The sequence below is a fragment of the Phaeobacter italicus genome, from assembly GCF_019801785.1.
GTDB classification, from domain to species: Bacteria; Pseudomonadota; Alphaproteobacteria; order Rhodobacterales; family Rhodobacteraceae; genus Phaeobacter; species Phaeobacter italicus.
The window spans coordinates 107,560-131,025 of record NZ_JAHVIJ010000008.1 but is presented as its reverse complement, the minus strand read 5'-3'; the positions used below and the strand labels follow the sequence as shown (position 1 = coordinate 131,025).

Sequence of the window (23,466 nt, the reverse complement as noted above, 5' to 3'; positions counted from 1 at the left end):
TTTTCCACGCTGCGCGCGCCTTCTGCGGCGGATTTCACGCTTGCGGTCATCTCATCCAGGGCGGCGGCGGTTTCTTCAAGCGTGGCTGCCTGGCTTTCGGTCCGGCTGGACAGGTCGTCGGAGGCCTGACTGATTTCGCCCGCACCGTTGCGGATGCTCTCGGCAGTGTCGATCACCTGCGTCACCGTCGCGCTGAGCGTCTCGGCGGTCGAGTTGAAATCACGCTGCAACTGCGCGTAATCCTCTGGGAGGGTTTCATTGATGCGCACGGTCAGATCACCGCTGGAAAGCGCGGCCAGACGGCTGGAAATCACCTGAACAACATCCGCGCGCTCACTGTCGCGTGCCTGCTGTTGGCGTTTCAGCTCTGCCTGCTCGGCGAGGGATTCACGGAAGGATTCCAGCGTGCGCGCCATTTCACCCAGCTCACTGCGTGAGCCGGTGAAGGGTACTTCGCTGTCGGTGTCGCCCTCAGCCATATCCTGCATCCGCGCCTTCATGCCGTTGATCGGGCCCGTCACGCTGCGCATCAGGACGGTAGAGGCAATCATCAAGAGGATCAGGCTCACACCAAGGGTGATCGCCGATTCGATCTGCATCTGCCAAAGGTCCGACTGAATATCCGAGACATAGGAGCCGGTGCCGATGATCCAACCCCAGGGTTCAAACAGCTGAACATAGCCCAGCTTTTCTTCTGGTGTGGTCTGGTTGGGTTTTTGGAACCAGTAGGTCACAGCGCCTGCACCATTCTGCGTGGCGACTTTGCCCAGTTCCTGAAAAACCTTCATCCCTTTTACATCTTCAAAGCCAGACCGGTCCGTACCGACCCAATCAGGCACCATCGGATGGGCCCGCACTACGAGATCGCGGTCAAACGCAAAGAGATAGCCGGCACTGTCAAACCGCACCCGCTCAATCAGGGCGCGCCCTTCGACACGGGCCTCATCTGCTGTCAGCTCGTTTGCCTGAACGCGGGCTTCGAGATCCGCAAGCAGGCTGATAGAGCTGTCGATGACATTGTGAAGTTCCTTTTCGCGCATCTGATAGGCGTTATCGACGGCGCGCGACAAAAGCAGAACTGTCAGAACAACCGACAGGGCAAGCGCCATCGCCACCACAGCGTAGATGCGGATCGGAAGACGAAAAAAGAATGAAAGCATCGTTTCCTTGGTCCTTTGGGGAAATCTGGGTTCCCCGACACTAGGAGGCGGCAAGCTAACAAACGGTTAGGGCAGCGTCGCGGGACAGGGCGTGAGGGTAAGAATTCGTGCGCAATCTGCGCGCATCCTTAACAGTCTCTGACCGATCGCCCGAACCCGGTTGCAGGCAGAGGTCAGCCGCACAATCACAAGATGCACCCCCGCTATGCAAAGCGATTCTCCCGCCCTGATATCCGACCACCCCTGCCCCCAGCCGAAACAAAATGGCCCCCGCAAAGCGGAGGCCATTTCGGGTAAAACCAGCAGTCAGATCGCGGGAGAAACGATCAGCTTGCAGGCAACATCCCCTTTTGCGCCGCAAGTTCGCGCATCTTTTTCTGCAGCTTTTCGAACGCGCGGACCTCGATCTGGCGGATCCGTTCCCGGCTGACGCCATATTGGGTGCTCAGATCCTCCAGCGTCTTGGCCTGATCCGCCAGACGGCGCTGGGTCAGGATGTCCTTTTCGCGGTCATTGAGCACCTCAAGCGCGCTGGCAAGCAGTTCGCGGCGGGCTTCCAGCTCGTCGCGGGCCTCATAGTCACCGGCCTGGTCAGCGTCTTCGTCCTCCAGCCAATCCTGCCACTGCATCGCGCCCTCACCTTCGGTGCCGACGGTTGCATTAAGCGAGGCATCACCACCGGACATGCGGCGGTTCATGGAAATCACTTCATCCTCGGTCACGCCAAGGTCAGTTGCGATCTTCTTGACGCTGTCAGGGTGCAGATCACCCTCTTCCAGCGCGCCGATCCGGGCCTTGGCCTTGCGCAGATTGAAAAACAGTTTCTTCTGCGCAGAGGTCGTACCCAGTTTGACCAGCGACCAGGACCGCAGGATGTATTCCTGGATGGAGGCACGGATCCACCACATCGCATATGTCGCCAGACGAAAGCCTTTTTCCGGGTCAAAGCGCTTGACCGCCTGCATCAGGCCCACGTTGGCCTCTGAAATCACTTCGGCCTGCGGCAGGCCGTAGCCGCGGTATCCCATCGCAATCTTGGCCGCGAGGCGCAGGTGAGAGGTCACCATCTTATGGGCAGAGTTTGCGTCCTGCTCTTCGACCCAGCGCTTGGCCAGCATGTATTCTTCTTCGGGCTCCAGCAAAGGAAACTTGCGGATTTCCTGAAGGTAGCGGTTCAGCCCGCCTTCTGGTGTCGGTGCGGGCAGGTTTGCATAATTTGCCATCTCGGTGTCCCTCCCAATGTATAAGGACTTAACATCAACTCATATGGGTTAACGCATAGACCCGTTCAAGAGTTGCTTCTGAAATGTCTTATATGAATCGCATGAAAACAGGTCTGTGACCAAGTTCACAACCGGCCGAAAAAGAAAAAAGCCGCGCCAGGGGCGCGACCTCTTTGATTTCGAACACTTTTCTTGCAGCGCCGTTGAACAGATCAGCTCGCTGGTAACGCAAGAGTGTCCAAGAGAGTGGCCATATCCTGCGGCAAAGGAGCCTCAAACCGCATGTCTTCGCCGCTAACCGGGTGCACAAACCCCAAGACAGCCGCATGGAGCGCCTGACGAGGAAAGCCCTGCACCGCTGCGGCCGCTTCCGTGGACAGCGCCTTGGCGGCCAGCTTGCGTTTGCCGCCATAAACCGGATCCCCGACAAGGCCGTGACCTGCATGGGCCATATGCACACGGATCTGATGGGTGCGGCCGGTTTCCAGCCAGCATTCGATCAGCGCAACAACCGGTGGCGTGCCAAAGCTGTCGACGATACGGGCCCGGGTGATTGCATGGCGCCCCCCCTGGAACAGCACGGCCTGCTTTTGTCGGTCGGTCTTGTGACGCGCCAGCTGGGTGGTCAACTTGAGGATGTTGCCCGGCTCAAAGCTCGCCCCTTTGACCCCGCGCAGGCGGGGGTCGTTGCCATCAGGCACACCGTAGCAGACCGCGCGGTAGTACCGCTCTACCGTGTGCTTTTCGAACTGCGCGGCGAGCCCCTGATGGGCAGCGTCGGACTTGGCAACCACAAGAAGGCCGCTGGTTTCCTTGTCGATCCGGTGCACGATGCCGGGCCGTTTGACCCCGCCCACCCCCGACAGGTTATCGCCGCAGTGATGCAACAACGCGTTGACCAACGTCCCAGAGGGTGTTCCCGGCGCAGGGTGAACCACCATGCCTGCCGGTTTGTTGATGACGATCAGGTCATCATCCTCAAAGATCACTTCCAGCGGGATATCTTCGGGGCCGATATGGCTATCCTCCGCCTCTTCCACGGTGATCGAGATCGTCGCGCCTTCCTCGACCCGCGCCTTGGCATCGGTCACGATCTTGCCGTCCACCTCTAGCTGTCCGGCTTCGATCAAGCGCGCAAGACGGGTGCGCGACAGGGTGGCTTCCTCTGGCACATCACGCGAAACCGCTTTATCAAGCCGTTTAGGCGGGTTTTCCGCGATGACAAACTCGATCCGGCGGCTGGCCATGACACATCCCTCTGAGACAGATCTTCAAACTGAACCACCGCAGCTGAAATTCCTGCGGCGGATGGTGACCACGCTGACCGTGATCATGATTTGCGGGTTCTTAATGGTTCTGGCCCTGCTTGTCATCCGTTTGTCGTCATCCGGCCCGACACTGCCCACATCCATCACGCTCCCCGATGGTATGACAGCGCGTGCCGTGACCTTTGGCGAAGGTTGGGTGGCGGTGGTGACAGATCAGGATGAGATCGTGATCCTCAACAACCTCAGCGGCGCCATAGAGCAGCGGGTAAAGATCGAACCGGTTGGCGAATAAGCCCCGTTCGGGTCCCACCGCATCAGATTTGGCGCAATATTATCGGTGAACCGTAACGCAGGTCGGGTGAACGGCCCGTCAGCTGCTTGCCACCAGCGGCTGCCCAACAAGACATGACAAAAAGGACAGAACCACTCGGATCGATGGTCAAGCCGGATTTGATTTTGTGTGAAGAGTGGTACCACCTCCCCGGCTCGAACGGGGGACCTCCTGATCCACAATCAGGCGCTCTAACCAACTGAGCTAAGGCGGCACTGAGGGCGATTTAATACAGCAGCATGGGGAGCGCAAGAGGGAAGCTGCAAGTTTTTTGCGTTATCCACCAAGAGTTTTTCACGCCCCGCAAAAGTCGCGCACAGGCCATTTTGCAGGGCTCCGAAACCGGGGCTCTGACAACGGATGCTTGCCTTTGTGGCCTTTGCAGGCTAGCAGATCCAGTCAACGCAAGCACCACCACAGGAGTGCCGCATGGGCATTAACACCGAGCGCGATATCGAAGCCAACATGCAGATCGGTCCGACCGACGCTGGTATGGTCCGGATCTTCATCGAAGCCGATGGACTCGAAATTCCGATGGATTTCGACCCCGAAGAGGCCAATGAAATCGCCGAAGAGATCCTCGCAGCGGCACAGGCGGCAAGCGCTCTGTCCAAGTGACCCTGCAGGCCACATGATCTTCTGGCTGGCGCTCGGGCGCCGGCCTTGCCCTGCTCAGACTTGCCCTGCTCAGAAACCTCAGCTGAGCCAGGCACCATCCAGACCGGGCTGAGGGTCGCGCAGACGGTTCAGCCGGATCGCCGCATCCATCGCGAACTTCTGTATCAGTTTCTTTCGACGTGCGGCGGGCAGCTTGTCCTCTGGCGACATGCGAATAATCTCAGCATCATAGTCATCCGCGATGATCAGGCCGGTCTCATCAGGCAGGAGTTCCGTCGGGAACGCCATGTCCACGGCCCAGAAATACCGGTCGCACCACTCCAGATAGCCCTGCCATTTGCTGTCGGACTGAAAGTCGGCGCGGCTGGATTTGCATTCGATCACCCACAGCTCTCCCTTGGGGCCAAGCGCCATCACATCCACGCGCAGGCCGCGGGCGGGGATGAATTCCTCTACCGTTGCAAAACCAAGCGCGGTCATATGCCGAGACACACCACGGGCGAGCCGCTGTCCGGGAGTCAAATCCTGAGCCATGGCTTGAATGTGAACAATTAGGGAACAGATTTCAAGATCACGCAGGGGGCAAACCAGCTGGACAGGATCAAATTTCGCCGGTCGCAGAAAACCAGCCCCCTGCCCCTTGTCTCCACCCGGTCTGCCGCCTAGTTAGAGCGGAGGCGGGTTCTGCCCTTCTCGTTACCGGCAGCATTCCGGTGGCCTTAAGCAATTCCGAGGGAGCTGGCTCTGTCTGGGTCCTGGCCTAGTTACCTGGCGCCCACCTGTATATACAGGTCCTCGGGAATCAAAGCCGAACGGTTGACTGGTGGTCCCGCCGCTTTCCACCCACATCTATGTCGTTTGCTGCGTTATTTGCGTTGCCTGTGGGCCAATCCGCGCGCTCCATTTGGCGGCCCGTCTGCAACATGCCTGCAGGGGTCACCTGCCTGATCAAACCGTGCTGAACCGCAAAGAAAAAACCGCGCCACCGGGACGCGGCTTGATACCTTGCGATGCGACCAAGAAATGAAATCGCGCCTCAGCGGCGGTGAACCTGACGGTTGCTGCGCTGTGCAGGCACGCGAACCGGAACAAGATCACGCTGAAGATCCGGGGTGATGCGCATACCGCCGCGCGGTTCGTCATCCTTGCCCGCCAGCGACATCACCGCATAGCCAAACTGCACCCCGGCAAACACGATCCCGTTCATGAACCACAGAATGCCAACTGCCAGAATACCGCTGTCAGAGGTGCTGACCAGATGCCACAGGTTCATCACGTTGAACCACAGCAGTAGCGCCACAAAGACACCGGCAATCGCAAATCCCAGTGCCACGTTCTTGATGTAGAGTTTTACCAGTTTCGGCATGACGTGCCCTCCTGTCTTGATAAGGAGGTTAGCACCAAGTTTGCCGCCGTCCAGCGCCAATCGGCAAACCGGCGGAATTTGACGCATGCCTTTTTTGCCCCCGGTTCCAACGAAAACCACGAACGAAAAAGGCGCGTCGCGGATCTCTCCGCACGCGCCCCTTCAAATTCAGGTTTGGTCCGTGTTCAGAATGCTTCTGGCTTGGCTTCCCGTGCCATGTGATCCAGCACTGCATTCACGAACTTGGGCTCTTTGCCTTCGGGAAAGAAGGCCCGCGCGATGTCAACGAACTCATTGATCACGACCTTCGGCGGGGTCTTGCTCTCGGTCAGTTCGGCACCGGCGGCACGGAACAGCGCGCGCAGCGTCGGGTCGATCCGGCCAATCGGCCATTTCGCGACCAGCGCACGGTCGGTCATCTGGTCGATGCGGGCCTGATGGCTTACGGCATCTTCGACCAGTTTGCGGAACACCTTGCTGTCCCCTTCGGCCATTTCACCGTCTTCGTAGACCGCGCCGAACCGGAAGTCTTCGAATTCAACGATGACCTTGTCCAGGGTCAGGTTGCTGTGTTCCATCTGAAACAGCGCCTGCACGGCATAAAGCCGGGACGCCGATCTCATCTTGTGTTTGTCATTGCCCTTGGGCGCAGCGCCCTGGCTGTCCGAGGTGGTCATGCTGTCGTGGGTCCATTGTCTGAATCGGCCAGTTTGATGGCCTCGGAAGGCGCCTTGAAGCCGACTCCCTTGCTTTGGGCGCCCCACTTACGCGTCAGCGCGATCAGATGCAAGGCCGCAGCCGCAGCGCCGCCCCCCTTGTTCTGGTCGTTCACATCTGCGCGGACCTCAGCCTGCTTGCGGTTCTCCACCGTCAGGATGCCATTGCCAATGCACAGACCCTGCAGCCCCATCAGCTGAATGGCACGGCTGGAGTCGTTGCAGACAGTGTCGTAATGGGTGGTTTCGCCCCGGATGACACAGCCAAGCGCCACATAGCCATCAAAATTCGAGCTGCGGTCCGCGATGGCGATTGCGGTCGGAACCTCCAGCGCGCCTGGCACTTCGATCATCTCGCAGGTGCCACCCGCGGCCTCGATTTCGGCCTGCGCGCCCGCGACGAGATTGTCAGCGATATCCTTGTAGTACGGCGCCACGACAATCAGCAGCTTTACCGGCTTGTCGAACTCCGGACGGGGCAGCGTGTAGTGGGTTTCATGTCCAGCCATATCAAGCGTCCTTCAAAATGGGTTTGGTGCCAACAATTGTCAGCCCATAGGCGTCGAGGCCCAGATAGGTCGTCTTGGGTGAATCGGTCAGCAGCACCAGCTCCTGAACGCCAAGATTAGACAGGATCTGGGCGCCAAGACCTGTTTGTTTGATCGTGCGCGGACCTTCGTCATCCTGCGCATAAAGTGCACTGCGCGGGGACCGGAACAGGCAGACGATGCCACGGCCTTCCTCTGCGATCAGTTCCATCGAGCGGGGCAGCTGCGCGGCAGGTTTCGGCCCCAGTCCCAGCAGGTCGGTCGCCTCGTGCAGCGCGTGGGTACGGCACAGAACCGGTTCAGAGGTGGTGATGTCACCCTTGATCATGACCACATGTTCAACCCCGTGGGTCTGATCGGTGAACAGGCGCATTTCCCATTCGCCACCAAACTCGGACGTAACCGTCTCGCGGGAGGTTTCAACCACCAGGTTATCATTTCGGGCGCGATAGGTGATCAGATCGCTGATGGTCCCGATTTTCATGTCATGGGTCTTGGCGAACTCTACCAGATCAGGCAGGCGGGCCATTGTGCCATCTTCCTTCATGATCTCGCAGATCACGCCGGAGGGATGCAGCCCGGCGAGACGGGAAATGTCGACCGCGGCCTCGGTATGGCCTGCGCGCACCAGAACGCCGCCACGCTTTGCCCGCAGCGGAAACACGTGACCGGGGGTGGCAAGCGCCGCCATGCTGTTGTCTTCGTTGATGGCTTCGGCAATTGTCAGCGCGCGGTCAGCAGCGGAAATACCGGTAGAGACGCCTTCGCGGGCCTCAATCGACACGGTAAACGCCGTTTCGTGGCGGGAAGAGTTGTTTACGGCCATCATCGGCAGGCCCAGCCCATCAATTCGCTCTGCGGTCATCGGCAGGCAGATCAGGCCGCGGCCATGGGTCGCCATGAAATTCACCGCAGCCGCATCCGCAAACTGCGCCGGGATCACCAGATCGCCTTCATTCTCGCGGTCCTCGTGATCGACGAGGATATACATCCGCCCCTGACGGGCCTCTTCGATGATCTCTTCGATCGGGCTGATTGCGTCACGCAACTGGGCTTCAATCGGCCCCGGTGTTTCAAAGCTCATAAAGGCAACCTTTCGGTGGGCAGCTGCAGCGCACGTGGCACTGCGGGTTGATGCAAGCCAGATACCCCACGAGGGCGGCAAATGCCAGTCCTGCAAACGGCACAGAGAAGACTGGACGCGCCATTCATCCTGTGCAGAAGTGGCATTGGATCCAATCTACACATCCCAGACGGGCAGCAGCGCCCGCTCATTGGAGAGCCCCCATGCGTGCCACACGAATTTTCCAAGCCGTCGAAGCCCACGCCGAAGGAGAGCCGGGCCGCGTCATCACTGGCGGAATGCCCCTGCTGCGGGGCGGCAGCGTGTTTGAAAAGATGCAGGATATGGCCGCGCGCCACGACGACATCCGCTTGCAGATGCTGCGCGAGCCGCGTGGCAACCCGGGTCTGTGCGGCAATGCGATCGTGCCGCCTTGCCACCCGGAGGCTGATGCGGGCTTCATCATCTTTGAGCAGACAGAATACCCTCCCATGTCGGGCTCCAACACCATCTGCGTTGTGACCGTCCTGCTGGAAACAGGAATCATCGAGATGCAGGAGCCGGTCACGGAGCTGACGCTGGAGGCCCCGGCCGGGCTGATCCGGGTCAAGGCCAGTTGCAAGGATGGCAAGGTCACGCGGGTGGAGTTCAGGAACGTGCCCGCATTCGCCGTCCATCTGGATGCAAAGGTCGAGGTGGCGGGGCTCGGCACGGTCACTGTCGATGTGGCCTGGGGTGGCATGTTCTTTGTTCTTGCAGAGGCCGAAACGCTGGGGGTGGCGCTTGATGCTGACAACGGTGGCGAAATCGTGCGGGTGAGCGAAGCCATCCGCCATGCCACGGTCGAGCAACTGCCGGTGGTGCACCCTGAAAACCCGGCCATCACCGGGCCGACCATCACCAACCTCTGGGGCAAGCCGGTGGCCGAAGGAACAGACGGGCGCGGCGCCATCACGATTTCAACTGGCCCATTCGGCCCGAGCCGGCCGCAAGACGCCGGCGGCATTCTCGACCGCTCTCCCTGCGGGACAGGCACCTGCGCCAAAATGGCGGTGCTGCACGCGCGCGGCCAGCTGAAGGTCGGTCAGGATTATGTGAACGCAGGCCCTCTGGGGACCACGTTCACCGGTCGCATCATCGAAGAAACGACAGTCGGCCCCTACCCCGCGATCATCCCGACCCTATCCGGTCAGGGATGGATCTATGGGTTGTCCAGCTACACGCTGGACCCAACCGACCCTTTCCCGCGCGGCTATACCGTCGGGGACATGTGGTAGGGCGAGAGATACCACCAGATCGCGAACCGGGGCAGGACAAAGCTGCGCTATGTTGCGCGCCCGCCCCCATCGTGACGCCTCTTGGCTCAGCCCGCCTCGTGCAGGCGCGCAACATAGCGCGCAAGCGTGTCGATCTCTAGGTTGACCGCATCCCCCAATTTTACATCCCCCCAGGTGGTCACCTCTTTGGTGTGGGGGATGAAGTTGATGCCAAAGTCGGCTCCCTCAACGTCATTCACGGTCAGGGATGTCCCATTGAGAGCCACGGACCCCTTGGGAGCGATGAATTTCGCCAGGGCTGCAGGTGCACGCAGGGTGACACGGGTGCTGTCCCCTTCATCCGCGATGTTAACCACCTCGGCAACGCCATCCACGTGGCCAGACACGATGTGCCCACCCAGTTCGTCGCCGACCTTCAGCGCCCGTTCCAGGTTGACGCGCTTGCCCACGACCCAGCTGTCGAGATTGGTCTTTGACACGGTTTCTGCGGAAATCTGCACATCATACCAATCGTCGCCAAGGGCGATCACGGTCAGGCAGACCCCATCTGACGCGATAGAGGCGCCGATATCGATGCCCGCTGTATCATAGCTGGTCTTGATCCGTGCACGCAGGTCGCCCTGCTGCTCCAGTTCGGCAATGGTACCAATATCGGTGACGATCCCTGTGAACATCGGCGGGCTCCTGTCGATTTGTTTCGCCCCACAGGTAGCCATTGCCCGCGCTGCGGGCAAGCCCCGCTGCACACAGGCGCGCGCCCTTCGGTCCGCGCGATTGCAGCAATTCCCCCACAGTTGAGTGCAGAAGGTACAACAACGCTGGAAATTCCGCTGCAATTGGAACAGGAACGGCTAAACTTCACCAAGTTTTTGTCCCAGTGGATTACGGTTCCCCCATGCCCTACGCAGACGTATCCAAGCGTTCTTTTCTGTTTCTGCAAGGTCCGCATGGGCCGTTTTTCGCGCGCCTTGGCGCCATGCTGCAATCGGCCGGGTGTTCCGTTCTTCGCGTTGGTTTCAACGCAGGCGACAGCGCGTTCTGGCGCGACCGTAAGAGCTATCACGCCTATCAGGGGCCGCAGGCGGACTGGCCTGCCCATCTTGAGGGACTGTTTGATAAACATGCCATCAGCGATCTTGTGCTTTACGGCGACACCCGCCCGATACATGCCGCCGCAGTGAAGGCTGCGCGGGCGCGGGGCATACGCGTTCATGTGTTTGAAGAGGGATATCTGCGGCCCTATTGGGTCACCTACGAACGCGAAGGATCCAACGGCAATTCGCGCCTGATGGGCACAAGCGTGACAGACATGGCCGCCGCGCTTGCCCGTTGCGACATGGAGGCGCCTTTGCCGCCATCGCACTGGGGGGACACGCGCCAGCATGTGTTCTACGGCGCGCTCTACCACGGGTTTGTCATGTTCCTGAACCAGCGCTACAGGCAGTTTCGCCCCCATCGCGCCCTGCCGGTGACGCGCGAATTTCAACTGTATTTGCGCCGTCTGATGCTGATGCCGTTTCAGGCGCTGGAACGCAGGCTGGCCACCCGGCGCATCCGGGATGGGGGCTTTCCCTACCACCTCGCCCTGTTGCAACTGGAACATGACAGCGCGTTTCAGACGCATTCGCCTTTTGCCACCACGGCCGACTTTCTCGAAAAGGTTTTCGAGGGTTTTGCCGAGGGCGCGCCGCGCCATCACCACCTTGTCATCAAGGCACATCCTCTGGAGGATGGCCGCGCGCCGATCCGCCGCTCTATCCGGCAACTGGCAAAGCGCCACGGGATTTGCGAGCGGGTTCATTACGTCCGCGGCGGCAAACTGGCTGCCCTGCTGAACGAAGCGCGCACCGCTGTCACCGTGAATTCCACCGCAGGCCAACAGGTGCTGTGGCGCGGCATTCCGCTCAAGGTCTTTGGCAAGGCGGTCTATGACAAGCCCGAATTCGTCTCGACCCAGACGCTGGCGGACTTCTTCGCCCATCCCATGCGCCCCGATAATCGAGCCTACAAGGACTATCGCCGCTACCTGCTGGAGACCTCACAGATTCCGGGGGGCTTTTATTCGCGCAAAGGGCGGCGGCAGTTGCTGCGTCAGGTGGTGGACATGATGCTGGCCTATGAAGATCCCTATGAGGCGCTCTTGAAGGGGACAGCGGCACCGCGGCAACAGTTGCGTGTGGTGAACTGATCCAACTCAGCCCGAAGACTGGATTTTTGCCCGCTGCTCCGCTAGCTTGGGCGCAAAAGCTGAGGCAGAACAACAACAGGTCAGGAGACCGAGCAGTGAAATCCGTTCCCGTGAAATGGGCGCGCCCGGTCGCATTTCTGACCGCGCTGACGCTGGCTGCGTCCTGTGGCCTTCCGCAAGTTGGCCCGAACAAACGCCAGATCTATGCAGGATCCGTCCAGAAAGAAGGCGATGCCTTTGTGGTGTCGGTCAATGACCGCGTGACCCGGGCAACAGCCGTCGTGCCCGCCCTTGGATTTTCAGACCAATTCCTGAGCGCAGGCAAGCTGACCTCTGATGTGATCCGCCCCGGTGACGTTCTGGGCCTGACTGTCTGGGAAAACGTCGATGACGGGCTCCTCGCCGCCGAAGCAACCAATGCAACGGTGCTGGAAGAGGTTCAGGTCGACAGCGCGGGCTTTATTTTCGTCCCCTATGCCGGACGCCTGCGCGCCTCTGGCAGCACCCCCGACCAGCTGCGCCAGACCATCACCAAGAAGCTCGAAGATCAGACCCCGGACCCGCAGGTTCAGGTGCGTCGTCTTGCCGGGGATGGGGCAACTGTCAGCCTCACGGGCGCGGTCGGCGGTCAGGGGGTCTATGCGATTGAGCGCCCCACCCGCACGCTGGCAACCATGCTGGCAAGAGCCGGTGGTGTGGTGATCGAGCCCGAAAATGCACAGGTCACAGTGATCCGTGGCGCAACCCAGGGCAAGATCTGGTTCCAGGATCTCTACAAACACCCCGAACTGGACATTGCGCTGCGTGGCGGCGACAAGATCCTCGTCGAAGAGGACAGCCGGTCGTTTACCGCCCTTGGCGCAACCAATGCGCAGGCGCGGGTTCCGTTTGAAACCCAAGACCTTTCAGCGCTTGAAGCCATCGCTCAGGTTGGCGGGCTGATCTCCACCGCGTCGGACCCGACCGGTGTGTTCGTCTTTCGCAACGAACCTGCAGAAATCGCCAATCAGGTCTTGGGCCGCGATGATCTGATCGGGGCGCAGCGCATGATCTACGTGCTGAACCTCACCCAGCCCAATGGTCTGTTTGTGGCGCGCGATTTCGTCATTCGCGACGACGACACGCTCTATGTGACAGAGGCACCTTATGCGCAATGGACCAAGACCATTTCGCTCCTTGCAAGCCCGCTCACGCCGCTGGCCAGCGTCGAAACCCTGTTTGGCGGCAGCTGATGGCATGATCATGTCGGACGAGACGACACAGGCCGGGGGCGCGCGCTCCCGGCTTTTCTTTTACAACGGTGGCTTTCTGTGGCGGCGGCGGCTGCGGCGCATCCTGTCGCTGGCGGGGCATGACCTGCGCCTGGGCAAACCCACGGCTGAGGATCTCGTGGCAGTCTGGGGCAACGCCGCAACTGCCCACCGGGGTCGCGCAATGGCCGAGGCACAGGGGTGCGCCCTGTTGCACGTCGAGGACGCCTTTCTGAGATCCATCCACCCCGGCCGCTCTGGTGAGCCACCGCTGGGTTTGCTGCTGGATCGCTCGGGTCTGCACTTTGATCCTGCGCAACCCTCCGATCTGGAAAAGATCCTCGCAGAACACCCGCTTGACGACAGCGCCTTGATGCGGCGGGCGCGGCGCGCCATTGCCCGCCTGCAGGACGCCCATCTGAGTAAATACAACGCCTACTCCCCCGACGCAGAGCCACCGGAGCCGGGATATGTGCTGGTGATCGATCAGGCCCGCGGCGATGCATCTGTCCGCGCCTCCTGCCCCCATGAGGGGACGGATATTCTGCGGTTTCAGGAGATGCTTTACTATGCGCAGGACGAAAACCCCGGCGCCCGCATCATCATCAAGACCCACCCCGAAGGTCACGCAGGCCACAGAGAGGGGTATTTTTCCCAGAAGGACGCGCAGGGCAAGGTCGAGCTGTGGGACAAACCCACCTCACCCTGGGCGCTTCTGGAGGGGGCGATTGCGGTCTACACCGTTTCCTCGCAGATGGGTTTTGAGGCCATTCTGGCAGGCCATCGGCCCCGTGTTTTCGGCCAGCCCTTCTATACCGGCTGGGGCCTCAGCGATGATCGTTTTCCCGTCACCCGCAGACAGCGCAGACTGACACGGGCACAGCTGTTTGCGGGCGCGATGATGATCTATCCGACATGGTACAGCCCGTATGACGACCAGCTGTGCGAGCTGGAAGAGGTCATCGACGCACTGGAAGCAGACGTGCGCGTGTGGCGGCAGGACCGGGCCGGTTGGATCGCGTCTGGCATGCGGCTGTGGAAACGCCCCGCACTACAGGGTTTCTTTGGCCGCCACCGACGCCTGCGCTTTTCCGACAATCCAAAGACGGCCCTCAGAAGCGGACGCAACTGGATGGTTTGGGCCAGCAAGGCCGACAAAAGCCGCCACATCGGCGCACACCGCGTCGAAGATGGGTTCCTGCGTTCGCGCGGGCTGGGCGCTGATCTGGTGCCACCCCTCTCTCTGGTTCTGGACCGGCAAGGGATTTACTACGACCCAAGCGAGCCAAGCGACCTGGAGGATCTGATCGCCGCTCGTGAAACGCTTTCCTCAGAACAGGAACGCCGCGCCGAACGCTTGATCCAGCGGCTCGTGCGCGACAGCCTGTCGAAATACAACCTCGGCGGCTCGGTGCCAGAACTGCCAAAGGGTCACAGCATTCTGGTTGTCGGCCAAGTCGCTGATGATGCCTCTGTGCGCCTGGGCAGCGAGAAGATCACCACCAACGCCCAGTTGCTGCGCGCTGCGAGGGCGGCCAATCCGGACGCCGTGTTGATCTACAAACCCCATCCTGACGTCGAGGCCGGGTTGCGGGACGGGACTGTCGCGGCCGAGGGTATTGCCGATCTTGTCGTGGCTGACGCAGATCCGATGGCGTTGCTTGACAGTGTGCACGAGGTCTGGACGATGACGTCCCTTCTGGGGTTTGAGGCCCTGTTGCGCGGCGTAAAGGTCACCACCGTTGGCGCGCCGTTTTATGCAGGTTGGGGTCTCACTCGTGATCTGGGCCCGGTGCCTGTTGCACGCAGGCGCGCCCGCCCATCGCTGCTTGGTCTCGCGCACGCTGTCTTGATCGACTACCCCCGCTACATCGACCCCGTAAGCGGCTTGCCCTGTCAGGTGGAGTTGGTGGCCAAACGGCTGGCAGAGGGTCAGATCCCGTCTCGCACCTCTGGCAATCGGCTATTGGCCAAGGCCCAAGGGCTGCTGTCAACTTACGCCCACCTTTGGCGCTGAATGGGCGGACGGGCATTTGCCCGCCTGCCGCTTTAGCGCAGTGACCGAGCCCAGCGATGCAGCAGATCCGGCCCGATCTGGGTTTGCTCGATCAAGTCAAAGCGGGGCGCATCCGCAAGCGCCTCGTGGCCCAAGCTGCCGATTGACGACAGCCCGTCCCCCCCGATGACAACGCCCGCAGTAAACCCAATCAGCTCATCCACCAGGTCCTGCTTGAGCAGAGACGCAGCAAGACCGCTGCCACCTTCGCAAAAGACCCGTGTAAGCCCAGCCTGCCCCAATTGCTGCAAGACATCTGCCGCCTCCAATTGCAGCCCATCAGACGCACAATGGATGAGGGTCGCGCCGACCCCTTCCCAGGCGCGCAGACGGTCGGCATCGGCCCCGCTGCCGTGGCAGATCCACAAAGGAACATCCTTTGCCGTTCGCGCCAGCTGTCCCATCAGAGGCAAATCCAGATGGCGGGAGATCACAACCCTGACGGGCTGTCGGCTGATGCCCATATCACGCACGGTCAAAGAGGGGTCATCCGCTCGCGCCGTGCCGCCGCCAACCATCACCGCATCATGTCGCGCGCGCATTGCATGAACTGCCCTGCGCGCGTCGGGCCCGGTGATCCACTTGCTTTCGCCCGTAGCGGTCGCAATGCGTCCATCAAAGCTGTTGGCGAGTTTCAGCGTCACGAACGGCCGACCCTGTTCGGTCTTGAGGAAAAAACCCGCATGATCGCGGGCAGCTTCGTCAGCGCAGATGCCTGTCGTGACCTCGATCCCTGCATCGCGCAGCATGGCAAACCCGTGTCCCGACACCCGCGGATCGCTGTCTTCGATCGCGGCAACGACACGCTTAACGCCTGCATCAATCAACGCTTGCGCACAGGGGGGGGTCTTGCCGAAATGTGCGCAAGGCTCCAACGACACATATGCCGTGCCCCCCCGCGCCAGCGCCCCCGCACGCGCAAGGGCCTCTGGTTCGGCATGCGGTCGCCCGCCCGGCTGCGTCCACCCACGACCGACAATGCGGCCATCCTTGACGATCACACAGCCCACCGCCGGGTTGGGCCAGCATTGCCCCTGCCCGCGCCGTCCCAGGGACAACGCAAGCGACATGTATCGAATGTCGTCCTGTCTCACTCTTCCGGCGTCACATTCGGGCGCAGCTCGTGGACAAAGTCCTCAAAATCATCGGCCGCCTGGAAGTTCTTGTAGACGCTGGCGAAGCGGACATAGGCCACGGTGTCTATCCGGGCCAGAGCCTCCATTACGATCTCACCGATCTTGTTGGAGTTGATGTCGGTTTCGCCCATGCTTTCCAGCCGCCGGACAATACCCGAAATCATCTGATCAATGCGCTCAGGTTCGATCGGACGTTTTTGCATGGAAATCCGGATGGAGCGTTCAAGCTTGTCGCGGTCGAAATCCTCGCGTTTACCGTTGGATTTGATGACCACCAGATCCCGCAGTTGAACACGTTCATAGGTAGTAAAGCGTCCGCCACACGCCGGGCAGAACCGGCGCCTGCGGATAGAGACGTGATCCTCTGCCGGGCGCGAATCCTTTACCTGGGTGTCGATATTTCCGCAAAACGGGCAGCGCATGTGCTGTCCCCCCTATTCCTGACCGCCTGTAAGTGGCGCGCATCTGCGCCCTTATCCACAACTATATGGCAGCCTCTAGGCTTTGGGTAGGGGCGAAATGGAACCACAAGATACCGGGGGCTCACGCGAGATGAGCGACAACATTGCGCTGGTGCGGGGCGTCGCGATGCTCAAACAGATAGATCCCCTGCCACGTCCCAAGACGCGGCTGGCCGTCAGAGACGGGGATTGTCAGGCTTACCGGTAATATGGCCGCCTTGATATGGGCCGGCATGTCGTCCGGCCCCTCATAGGTATGCCGCAGATAGCGCATGGAGGGATCTGTTGCAGGCGGCACCAGCCGGGCCAGATAGGCCAACAAATCGTGCTGGACCTCCGGGTCGGCATTTTCCTGCACAAGCAGCGAGCAAGAGGTATGCTGGACAAACAACGTCAGCAGCCCACTGTTGATCCCCGCTTCCCGCACCCAATTACAGACCTGCCCTGTAAACTCGTACAGGCCCTGCCCTGTCGTTGGGATGACGAATTGTGCCTGCATGGCTGCTCCGTGCAAATCTGCGGCGCTGAAGAAAGCGCTTCCCGACTGGTATCAGTTGAAGCGGCGGAAGGGAAACAGGCTGTCCTCACATTCCCCAAAGGCTGCATTGGCGCGCATGGAATATCCCGGTGTCAGGATATCTCCGACCCAATTGGCGTCATAGGGTGTGATTCCTGCAGCTTCAGGATCCAACGTGAACCGAACCGCCGATCTCGCACCCGTGGTGACACTGCGGGAAATTCCGTCAACTGCGTAGATCTTTGTCTGCCAAGACAGGCCGAGCGATTTGCGGACATAATCGCCCGCCGCGCACCAGTAATCCGGCTTGAACGCGCCTGCCCGGCCTATGACCTCAAACTGGCTTGTCCCTGCCGGAACCACCTGGAGACGGTTGACTGCGGTAAAGGCCTGGGCGGCTGCGGGCACGGCGGCAAGCACGAGCCCGCTGAGCATCACTGCGACCACACCCCGTTGTAGACCATTCATTGCGGACGCGCTGGTCTTTTTGGCCAATAGATCTGTCATGTCGGCACCTCCCATTGCCAATGTCGCCTAGCCGATCAGAAACGCCGCCGGACGATGCTGCATTTGTGATCAGCTTCCTGCACGTTCAGCCGATCGCCAACGTGAAAAGCGTTGGTCCGTGTGATGAACCGATCCGGCTTGTCACTCGGAACCGGGGTAAGCGTGAAGATCACGGTCGATGTCCGATTGATGGCAACGCCGTCTCCCAATCCGCGCGCTACATAGATGTCCTGCCCCCAGCCAGCACCCAGGCCGCGACGGGCGTAGTCAGCTGCTGCGCACCAATATCCGTCAAGCACCTGACCGCGAGGCGGCGCAACTTCAAAACTTCCATCGGACAACGGAAATACACGTGCACGGTCCGGCGTTACGTGAACCGTTTGCGCCTGGGCAAGCGGGGCGAAGGCGAATAGGGCAGCTAGGGCATATTTGAATGGTCGCATGTTTCAAATCCTGTCGGTTCAATGCTCGCCTGCGGCCGAAAAATCGGCATCGCTGGCCTGAGCTATTGATAGACAGATATGAACGAGCCGAGGGATTTCCACCCAACGACCATAGGACAGGGCTCACATTCGATCACGAACCACCCTGCCCTCACCCAACCATCACGCGTCTCGGCGCGATGGGAAGGGAATGATTTGCGCGCTTTCGGTTTGGGCGGCCTCGCGCGGTTGGCTCAGGGCGGTTTCCAGAACCTTCAGCGTTTCAGGGCAGGCATTCTCACCCGCCTCGGCACCAAAATGACGGCGGGCCCGGGCACGCAGCATGTCACGGGCGACGTCGCCATCCATCTTTTCCAGCACTTCGCGTTCATTTCGCAGGATTTCGACCAGAAAGGAGTTCGCCCGCGTCAGAGCATGAAGTGACCGCAAACGCCCATCCAGAACGCCCAAGGCTTCCTGCAGGTTGCTGTGTTGCGACATATCGTGGCCTCCGGGTGGATCTAAACTCTTAACGTAGCCTTAATTTAAGAGCCCCGGCAGGCGGCAACAATTGCTCGTCTGCCTTATTGGTTAACGCCTCCCTCAACACCCCCCATGACTGTGGTGGCAATCCATGGAACCAAAACGAAAAAAGGGCGCCCGATGGAGCGCCCTTCTTGATGTTGGTAAATACCGCTTATTGGTCGAGGAAGCTGCGCAGTTTGCGCGAGCGGCTCGGGTGCTTCAGCTTGCGCAGCGCCTTTGCCTCGATCTGGCGGATCCGTTCGCGGGTCACGCTGAACTGCTGGCCGACTTCTTCCAGCGTGTGGTCGGTGTTCATGCCGATGCCAAAACGCATACGCAGAACCCGTTCTTCACGCGGGGTAAGCGAGGCCAGAACCCGTGTCGTGGTTTCCTTGAGGTTTTCCTGAATGGCGCTGTCGAGAGGCAGCACGGCATTCTTGTCCTCGATGAAATCGCCAAGCTGGCTGTCTTCCTCGTCCCCGATCGGGGTTTCGAGTGAGATCGGCTCCTTGGCGATCTTCATCACCTTGCGGACCTTCTCGAGCGGCATCTGCAGCTTTTCGGCCAGTTCTTCCGGCGTCGGCTCGCGGCCGATTTCATGCAGCATCTGACGACCGGTACGGACCAGCTTGTTGATGGTCTCGATCATGTGGACCGGAATACGGATGGTCCGGGCCTGATCCGCGATGGAGCGCGTGATTGCCTGACGGATCCACCAGGTCGCATAGGTCGAGAACTTGTATCCGCGGCGGTATTCGAACTTGTCCACCGCCTTCATCAGGCCGATGTTGCCTTCCTGAATGAGGTCAAGGAATTGCAGACCACGGTTGGTGTATTTCTTGGCGATCGAAATAACCAGACGCAGGTTGGCCTCGACCATTTCCTTCTTGGCCTGACGGGCTTCTTTCTCGCCCTTCTGAACCTGCTGAACGATGCGACGGAATTCCGAAATATCCAGCCCCACATACTGGCCGACCTGCGCCATGTCTGCACGCAGTTCTTCGACCTTGTCGGTGGAGCGTTCGATGAACATCTGCCACCCACGACCGGGCTTTTCGCCCATGTCGGCAAGCCAGTTCGGATCCAGTTCGCGGCCACGGTAGGCTTCGACGAACTCGCGACGGTTGATGCGGGCCTGGTCAGCCAGTTTCACCATCGAGCTGTCGATCTGCATGACGCGGCGGTTGATGCCGTAAAGCTGGTCGATCAACGCCTCGATACGGTTGTTGTGCAGGTGAAGACCGTTCACCAGTTCAACGATTTCCGAACGCAGGGACTGATAGATCTGCTCATCATTGTCGCTGAAAGAGCCGTCTTCGTTCAGTGTCGCAGAGATCCGGCTGTCCTGCATCTCGCTCAGCTGCGAGTAGTCAGAGGAGATCTGCTCAAGCGTGGTCAACACCTTGTCCTTCAGCGCAGCTTCCATTGCTGCGAGGGACATGTTGGCCTGCTCGTCGTCGTCATCATCGTCATCAGAGGCAATCGGGTTGCCATCTGCATCCAGCTCCGGGCCGGTATCCTTGGCAGGCTTGTTGGCAGCAACCGCCGAGGTATCGACGACCGGCTCTGCCACATCGCCATCCTCGTCCATCTGGTTGCCAAAGGTGGCTTCCAGATCGATGACATCCCGCAAAAGAATGTCTTCGGACAGAAGTTCGTCGTGCCAGATCGTGATCGCCTGGAAGGTCAGCGGGCTTTCACACAGACCCGCAATCATCGTGTTGCGGCCAGCCTCGATGCGCTTGGCAATCGCAATCTCGCCTTCGCGGCTCAACAGCTCAACCGAACCCATTTCGCGCAGGTACATGCGGACAGGGTCATCGGTGCGGTCCAGCTTTTCAGTCTGGGCACCTGCAACGGCGACTTCGCGGTTGCTGTCGGTCGTGACCAGGTCGGTCGAGCCTTTCTGCTCTTCCTCTTCGGCCTCTTCATCCTCGATGATGTTGATGCCCATCTCGGAGAGCATGGACATAACATCCTCGATCTGCTCCGAACTGACCTGATCCGGCGGCAGGACCTGATTGAGCTGATCGTAAGTGATGTAGCCCTTCTCTCGCGCCTCGGCGATCATCTTCTTGACCTGAGCCTGGCTCATATCGAGAGAGATTTCAGGCTCCTGATCATCAGGTTTGCGGTCGTCGGTATCTTTGGCGGCCATTCAATGCTCCTCGTAGGGGCTGGGGCGATTCGGTCTCGCGAATCATTATCGCGATCTATTGATTCGTCACCCGGTTTACCCGTTTTTCTTCTGCTCTTCCTTAGCAAAACGACCTGACTGCTGCGCAGGGGTCACTTCTTGGAGTAGCCAATACGTTCCAGAAGGGCTCCAAAGGCGTCCCGTTCCTCCCGGTTCAGACGCGCCCCGTTCTCCCCCACATCATACTGTGCGCGGTCCTCGTTCTCGCTGCGCACTGCCTTATTTCGCGCCTCAGCCGCCTGGCCCAGACGCCAGGTCACAGCCTCATCTGCAAGGCCGCTCAGGTCCTCTTCGGCCTCGGCAAGTTCTGCATCAAGGCCCCGGCTGGCTTCCAGCTTGGCAAATTCTTCGGCAAGCGTCAGGCTTGCGGTTTCCACATCGCCGGGTCTGCGCAGGCAGGGCATGATTGCCACATGGCGTAGCGCGAAGAGGTTTTCAAGAGCATGCGCCCCGGCCGCCGCATCAATTTCCTCTTTAAGGCGATCCGGTGCATCAATGCCATGGCGCAGCACCAGATCCCGCAGAAGCGCATGATCTGACCCGACACAGGCCATCCGTTCCAGGTTGGCCTCAAACTGCGCAATCACGGCCGGTGTGGTGATGACCGTCGCAAGGATCACCGCCTCACGGACCCGCACCAGAGATTCCTCGCTCCCCCCCGCCAAAAGCGAGTTGCGGGTGGTTTGCAGCGGTGTTGGCGGCGCGTTCTTTCCGCGCCAGGGCGGACGTCCTCCATCACGAAAACCTCCGCCCTTGCGGCCTGAATACCCGCCCGAAGGGGCATTGCCCCCTTGCCCCTGACGAACCGGGGGCCGCGTATCCTGTGGTGCAGGCGACGGCGCATCAAAGCCGGGATCAAATGCAGGCGCTGGGTCATAGCCCATGTCATAGCCCGGATCGGGATCGTAGCCGCTGTCATAACCCGGATCATATCCCGCTTCCGGCATCGGCGGATAATCTGGTGCCACATCCTGAGCGGGGCTGCGCATCTCGTCACGGGGACGGCCACCGCGAAAGAGCTCCCAGCGCATGCCCTGAATATCTTCGCCGTAGTGGCGGCGAATGGACGGATCCCGGATCAGACGAATCTTGTCGCGCAGTGCTTTATCGAGCGCGGCCTTGCGTTCGGGGCTGTCAAAAACTTTGCCCTCAGTCTCGCGCTGCCACAGGAGTTTCACCATCGGCATGGCCTGGTCCAGAACAGCCTGAACGGCCTCAGGCCCTTCACTGCGGATCAGATCGTCGGGGTCCTTGCCTTCGGGCATCAGCGCAAAGCGCAGCGATTTACCTGCCTCCAGCAAGGGCAGCGCCAGATCAATCAACCGCATCGCTGCGCGCAGGCCTGCCTTGTCACCATCAAGCGCGATGATCGGCTCATCCGCGATCCGCCAGAGCATATGCAGCTGATGTTCGGTGATCGCCGTTCCAAGCGGGGCCACTGAGGCGGCAAACCCACCCTCTGACAGCGCGATCACATCCATGTAGCCCTCGGCCACCAAAAGCTGGCCGGTCTTGCCGGATGCGGTGCGTGCGGGGCCGTGATTGTAGAGACTGCGCCCCTTGTCAAACAACGCGGTTTCCGGCGAGTTCAGGTATTTCGCGTTGTCATTTGGGTCCATCGCCCGCCCGCCGAAGGCGATGGCACGGCCACGGGCATCGCGGATCGGGAACATGATCCGGTTGCGGAAGGTGTCATAGGGTTTGCCACCCTTGTTCGACGGTTTCGCAAGACCCGCCCCAAGGATCAGCTCTTCGGGGACGCCCTTGCCACGCAGGGCATCCCAGAGGTTCTGCCACCCATCCGGGGCAAATCCGATTTCCCACCGGTCCTGCGCCTCCGGGCTAAGCCCCCGGCGGGCCAGATAGCTGCGCGCCTCTTCAGCCGGGCGCGTTTTCAGCTGCATCCGGAAAAAGCGCACCGCCTGTTCCATGACCTCGGCCAACTGGCTGCGGTGGTCTTGTTTCTGCTGAGCGCGAGGGTCGCGGGCGGGCATTTCCATCCCCGCCTCCTGGGCAAGGATTTCGACCGCTTCCATAAAGCCCACATTCTCGGTTTCCTGAATGAACTTCAGCGCATCGCCTTTGGCATGACAGCCAAAGCAATAATAAAACCCCTTGCGGTCATCGACGTGAAAGCTGGCCGTTTTTTCATGGTGGAACGGGCATGGTGACCACATGTCCCCCTTGCCCTGATTGGATTTGCGCTGATCCCACATGACTTTGCGCCCGACAACCTGCGTAAGGCTGACGCGTGTGCGCAATTCATCAAGAAATCCGGGCGGCAGAGACATGTCAGTTGCTTTGTAGCTGCTTTTTCATTTCCTGGATCTGGTCCCAGTTTTCCAGACACTGCTGTTCCAGAATGGCACCGAAATCGTTCTTGCGCAGGTCGCGTTTGCGCAGGCTGTAGATATGCGCGCTCAATTGCGGCAGGGCGTTGCTGTATTGATCCGGCCACTCAGGCGAGGCTGCCAGAATCGTCTCAACGACCTCATCCTGCTTCACGCCATCCAGGCGCGCTTGCTGGACCGCAGCCATGACCTGCCCTTGATACTTGCAGCTTTCTTCTTTGTTTTCAGCGGCGTAGGCCGGCGCTGCCAAGACAATAGCAACAAGCGCATGACGGATCATGAATCG

Annotated in this window: 24 protein-coding genes and 1 tRNA gene; 6 read left to right on the top strand and 19 right to left on the bottom strand. The window is 60.2% G+C overall.

Annotated elements, in window-relative coordinates; translation table 11 throughout:
* The 3 genes from KUV39_RS17395 to KUV39_RS17385 form a co-directional block, all read right to left on the bottom strand.
* A partial coding sequence (locus KUV39_RS17395; protein WP_222460472.1) for a cache domain-containing protein occupies nt 1–1,160 on the bottom strand: 1,160 nt, incomplete at its 3' end.
* A 326-nt stretch (nt 1,161–1,486) separates the two neighbouring features.
* Nucleotides 1,487–2,383 carry an RNA polymerase sigma factor RpoH gene (gene rpoH / locus KUV39_RS17390; protein WP_008563199.1) on the bottom strand — a complete coding sequence of 299 codons (897 nt, stop codon included), beginning with the start codon at nt 2,381–2,383 and terminating at the stop codon, nt 1,487–1,489.
* Nucleotides 2,384–2,595: 212 nt separating this feature from the next.
* Complete coding sequence (locus KUV39_RS17385; protein WP_050672464.1) at nt 2,596–3,630, bottom strand: RluA family pseudouridine synthase; 1,035 nt, start codon at nt 3,628–3,630, stop codon at nt 2,596–2,598.
* On the opposite strand from KUV39_RS17385, the gene KUV39_RS17380 reads away from it, so the two are divergent.
* Complete coding sequence (locus KUV39_RS17380; protein ID WP_222460471.1) at nt 3,629–3,943, top strand: DUF6476 family protein; 315 nt, start codon at nt 3,629–3,631, stop codon at nt 3,941–3,943. The two genes, KUV39_RS17385 and KUV39_RS17380, sit on opposite strands and share 2 nt — an antisense overlap.
* A 176-nt stretch (nt 3,944–4,119) precedes the next feature.
* Here KUV39_RS17380 and KUV39_RS17375 read toward each other — a convergent pair.
* A tRNA-His gene (locus KUV39_RS17375) sits at nt 4,120–4,196 on the bottom strand.
* A gap of 215 nt (nt 4,197–4,411) precedes the next feature.
* Here KUV39_RS17375 and KUV39_RS17370 point away from each other — a divergent pair.
* The gene (locus KUV39_RS17370; RefSeq protein ID WP_008561108.1) at nt 4,412–4,600 is read left to right on the top strand and encodes a DUF6324 family protein; all 189 of its coding nucleotides are present in this window, start codon (nt 4,412–4,414) and stop codon (nt 4,598–4,600) included.
* Between the two features lie 78 nt (nt 4,601–4,678).
* Here the strand turns inward: KUV39_RS17370 and KUV39_RS17365 are convergent, their stop codons facing one another.
* From KUV39_RS17365 to ribB, 5 genes are all read right to left on the bottom strand, one after another.
* Complete coding sequence (locus KUV39_RS17365) at nt 4,679–5,134, bottom strand: MmcB family DNA repair protein (RefSeq protein ID WP_046212035.1); 456 nt, start codon at nt 5,132–5,134, stop codon at nt 4,679–4,681.
* A 502-nt stretch (nt 5,135–5,636) separates the two neighbouring features.
* Nucleotides 5,637–5,966, bottom strand: coding sequence for a hypothetical protein (locus KUV39_RS17360; protein ID WP_008560399.1), 330 nt, complete (start codon nt 5,964–5,966; stop codon nt 5,637–5,639).
* 185 nt (nt 5,967–6,151) lie between these two features.
* The gene (gene nusB / locus KUV39_RS17355; RefSeq protein WP_046212036.1) at nt 6,152–6,643 is read right to left on the bottom strand and encodes a transcription antitermination factor NusB; all 492 of its coding nucleotides are present in this window, start codon (nt 6,641–6,643) and stop codon (nt 6,152–6,154) included.
* Nucleotides 6,640–7,191, bottom strand: coding sequence for a 6,7-dimethyl-8-ribityllumazine synthase (locus tag KUV39_RS17350; protein ID WP_008559544.1), 552 nt, complete (start codon nt 7,189–7,191; stop codon nt 6,640–6,642). The genes nusB and KUV39_RS17350 overlap by 4 nt, the downstream gene beginning before the upstream one ends.
* A 1-nt stretch (nt 7,192) precedes the next feature.
* Entirely contained in the window at nt 7,193–8,314 is a 1,122-nt protein-coding gene (ribB, locus tag KUV39_RS17345; RefSeq protein WP_008562056.1) for a 3,4-dihydroxy-2-butanone-4-phosphate synthase, read from the bottom strand.
* 203 nt (nt 8,315–8,517) lie between these two features.
* Here ribB and KUV39_RS17340 point away from each other — a divergent pair, with 203 nt between their 5' ends.
* Entirely contained in the window at nt 8,518–9,570 is a 1,053-nt protein-coding gene (locus KUV39_RS17340) for a proline racemase family protein (protein ID WP_222460470.1), read from the top strand.
* Between the two features lie 86 nt (nt 9,571–9,656).
* Here KUV39_RS17340 and KUV39_RS17335 read toward each other — a convergent pair whose 3' ends face one another.
* Complete coding sequence (locus KUV39_RS17335; RefSeq protein ID WP_008561543.1) at nt 9,657–10,244, bottom strand: riboflavin synthase; 588 nt, start codon at nt 10,242–10,244, stop codon at nt 9,657–9,659.
* Between the two features lie 221 nt (nt 10,245–10,465).
* Here KUV39_RS17335 and KUV39_RS17330 point away from each other — a divergent pair, with 221 nt between their 5' ends.
* The 3 genes from KUV39_RS17330 (at nt 10,466) to KUV39_RS17320 (ending at nt 15,025) form a co-directional block, all read left to right on the top strand.
* Nucleotides 10,466–11,758 (top strand): capsule biosynthesis protein, encoded by a 1,293-nt coding sequence (locus KUV39_RS17330; RefSeq protein WP_222460469.1) that lies wholly within the window; start codon nt 10,466–10,468, stop codon nt 11,756–11,758.
* Nucleotides 11,759–11,853: 95 nt separating this feature from the next.
* The gene (locus KUV39_RS17325) at nt 11,854–12,990 is read left to right on the top strand and encodes a polysaccharide biosynthesis/export family protein (RefSeq protein WP_008562471.1); all 1,137 of its coding nucleotides are present in this window, start codon (nt 11,854–11,856) and stop codon (nt 12,988–12,990) included.
* Between the two features lie 4 nt (nt 12,991–12,994).
* Nucleotides 12,995–15,025 carry a capsular polysaccharide biosynthesis protein gene (locus KUV39_RS17320; RefSeq protein WP_419555542.1) on the top strand — a complete coding sequence of 677 codons (2,031 nt, stop codon included), beginning with the start codon at nt 12,995–12,997 and terminating at the stop codon, nt 15,023–15,025.
* A gap of 32 nt (nt 15,026–15,057) precedes the next feature.
* Here KUV39_RS17320 and ribD read toward each other — a convergent pair whose 3' ends face one another.
* The 9 genes from ribD to KUV39_RS17275 all read right to left on the bottom strand — a co-directional run bounded on the left by ribD (nt 15,058) and on the right by KUV39_RS17275 (nt 23,460).
* The gene (gene ribD, locus KUV39_RS17315) at nt 15,058–16,158 is read right to left on the bottom strand and encodes a bifunctional diaminohydroxyphosphoribosylaminopyrimidine deaminase/5-amino-6-(5-phosphoribosylamino)uracil reductase RibD (protein WP_278828668.1); all 1,101 of its coding nucleotides are present in this window, start codon (nt 16,156–16,158) and stop codon (nt 15,058–15,060) included.
* Nucleotides 16,155–16,622: a transcriptional regulator NrdR gene (nrdR, locus tag KUV39_RS17310; protein WP_008561698.1), complete on the bottom strand. Its 468-nt coding sequence runs from the start codon at nt 16,620–16,622 to the stop codon at nt 16,155–16,157. The genes ribD and nrdR overlap by 4 nt, the downstream gene beginning before the upstream one ends.
* A 121-nt stretch (nt 16,623–16,743) precedes the next feature.
* On the bottom strand, nt 16,744–17,160 hold the full coding sequence (locus KUV39_RS17305; RefSeq protein WP_046212041.1) for a secondary thiamine-phosphate synthase enzyme YjbQ: 417 nt from the start codon (nt 17,158–17,160) through the stop codon (nt 16,744–16,746).
* 51 nt (nt 17,161–17,211) lie between these two features.
* Nucleotides 17,212–17,685 carry a hypothetical protein gene (locus tag KUV39_RS17300; RefSeq protein ID WP_046212101.1) on the bottom strand — a complete coding sequence of 158 codons (474 nt, stop codon included), beginning with the start codon at nt 17,683–17,685 and terminating at the stop codon, nt 17,212–17,214.
* A gap of 35 nt (nt 17,686–17,720) precedes the next feature.
* Entirely contained in the window at nt 17,721–18,128 is a 408-nt protein-coding gene (locus tag KUV39_RS17295) for a hypothetical protein (protein ID WP_046212042.1), read from the bottom strand.
* A gap of 162 nt (nt 18,129–18,290) precedes the next feature.
* On the bottom strand, nt 18,291–18,608 hold the full coding sequence (locus KUV39_RS17290) for a hypothetical protein (protein WP_008559747.1): 318 nt from the start codon (nt 18,606–18,608) through the stop codon (nt 18,291–18,293).
* Nucleotides 18,609–18,804: 196 nt separating this feature from the next.
* On the bottom strand, nt 18,805–20,790 hold the full coding sequence (rpoD, locus tag KUV39_RS17285; protein WP_008562182.1) for an RNA polymerase sigma factor RpoD: 1,986 nt from the start codon (nt 20,788–20,790) through the stop codon (nt 18,805–18,807).
* Nucleotides 20,791–20,921: 131 nt separating this feature from the next.
* Nucleotides 20,922–23,120 (bottom strand): DNA primase, encoded by a 2,199-nt coding sequence (gene dnaG / locus KUV39_RS17280; protein ID WP_222460467.1) that lies wholly within the window; start codon nt 23,118–23,120, stop codon nt 20,922–20,924.
* 1 nt (nt 23,121) lies between these two features.
* Complete coding sequence (locus KUV39_RS17275) at nt 23,122–23,460, bottom strand: hypothetical protein (protein WP_008561109.1); 339 nt, start codon at nt 23,458–23,460, stop codon at nt 23,122–23,124.
* Between the last annotated feature and the right edge of the window lie 6 nt (nt 23,461–23,466).

Excerpts from the sequence above, each read along its gene's own strand:
- rpoH (WP_008563199.1), bottom strand. The coding sequence starts at position 2,383 with ATGGCAAATTATGCAAACCTGCCCGCACCGACACCAGAAGGCGGGCTG.
- KUV39_RS17380 (WP_222460471.1), top strand. The coding sequence starts at position 3,629 with ATGACACATCCCTCTGAGACAGATCTTCAAACTGAACCACCGCAGCTG.
- KUV39_RS17385 (WP_050672464.1), bottom strand. The coding sequence starts at position 3,630 with ATGGCCAGCCGCCGGATCGAGTTTGTCATCGCGGAAAACCCGCCTAAA.
- KUV39_RS17370 (WP_008561108.1), top strand. The coding sequence starts at position 4,412 with ATGGGCATTAACACCGAGCGCGATATCGAAGCCAACATGCAGATCGGT.
- KUV39_RS17365 (WP_046212035.1), bottom strand. The coding sequence starts at position 5,134 with ATGGCTCAGGATTTGACTCCCGGACAGCGGCTCGCCCGTGGTGTGTCT.
- KUV39_RS17360 (WP_008560399.1), bottom strand. The coding sequence starts at position 5,966 with ATGCCGAAACTGGTAAAACTCTACATCAAGAACGTGGCACTGGGATTT.
- nusB (WP_046212036.1), bottom strand. The coding sequence starts at position 6,643 with ATGACCACCTCGGACAGCCAGGGCGCTGCGCCCAAGGGCAATGACAAA.
- KUV39_RS17350 (WP_008559544.1), bottom strand. The coding sequence starts at position 7,191 with ATGGCTGGACATGAAACCCACTACACGCTGCCCCGTCCGGAGTTCGAC.
- ribB (WP_008562056.1), bottom strand. The coding sequence starts at position 8,314 with ATGAGCTTTGAAACACCGGGGCCGATTGAAGCCCAGTTGCGTGACGCA.
- KUV39_RS17340 (WP_222460470.1), top strand. The coding sequence starts at position 8,518 with ATGCGTGCCACACGAATTTTCCAAGCCGTCGAAGCCCACGCCGAAGGA.
- KUV39_RS17335 (WP_008561543.1), bottom strand. The coding sequence starts at position 10,244 with ATGTTCACAGGGATCGTCACCGATATTGGTACCATTGCCGAACTGGAG.
- KUV39_RS17330 (WP_222460469.1), top strand. The coding sequence starts at position 10,466 with ATGCCCTACGCAGACGTATCCAAGCGTTCTTTTCTGTTTCTGCAAGGT.
- KUV39_RS17320 (WP_419555542.1), top strand. The coding sequence starts at position 12,995 with ATGATCATGTCGGACGAGACGACACAGGCCGGGGGCGCGCGCTCCCGG.
- nrdR (WP_008561698.1), bottom strand. The coding sequence starts at position 16,622 with ATGCGCTGCCCGTTTTGCGGAAATATCGACACCCAGGTAAAGGATTCG.
- KUV39_RS17305 (WP_046212041.1), bottom strand. The coding sequence starts at position 17,160 with ATGCAGGCACAATTCGTCATCCCAACGACAGGGCAGGGCCTGTACGAG.
- KUV39_RS17300 (WP_046212101.1), bottom strand. The coding sequence starts at position 17,685 with ATGACAGATCTATTGGCCAAAAAGACCAGCGCGTCCGCAATGAATGGT.
- KUV39_RS17295 (WP_046212042.1), bottom strand. The coding sequence starts at position 18,128 with ATGCGACCATTCAAATATGCCCTAGCTGCCCTATTCGCCTTCGCCCCG.
- KUV39_RS17290 (WP_008559747.1), bottom strand. The coding sequence starts at position 18,608 with ATGTCGCAACACAGCAACCTGCAGGAAGCCTTGGGCGTTCTGGATGGG.
- rpoD (WP_008562182.1), bottom strand. The coding sequence starts at position 20,790 with ATGGCCGCCAAAGATACCGACGACCGCAAACCTGATGATCAGGAGCCT.
- dnaG (WP_222460467.1), bottom strand. The coding sequence starts at position 23,120 with ATGTCTCTGCCGCCCGGATTTCTTGATGAATTGCGCACACGCGTCAGC.
- KUV39_RS17275 (WP_008561109.1), bottom strand. The coding sequence starts at position 23,460 with ATGATCCGTCATGCGCTTGTTGCTATTGTCTTGGCAGCGCCGGCCTAC.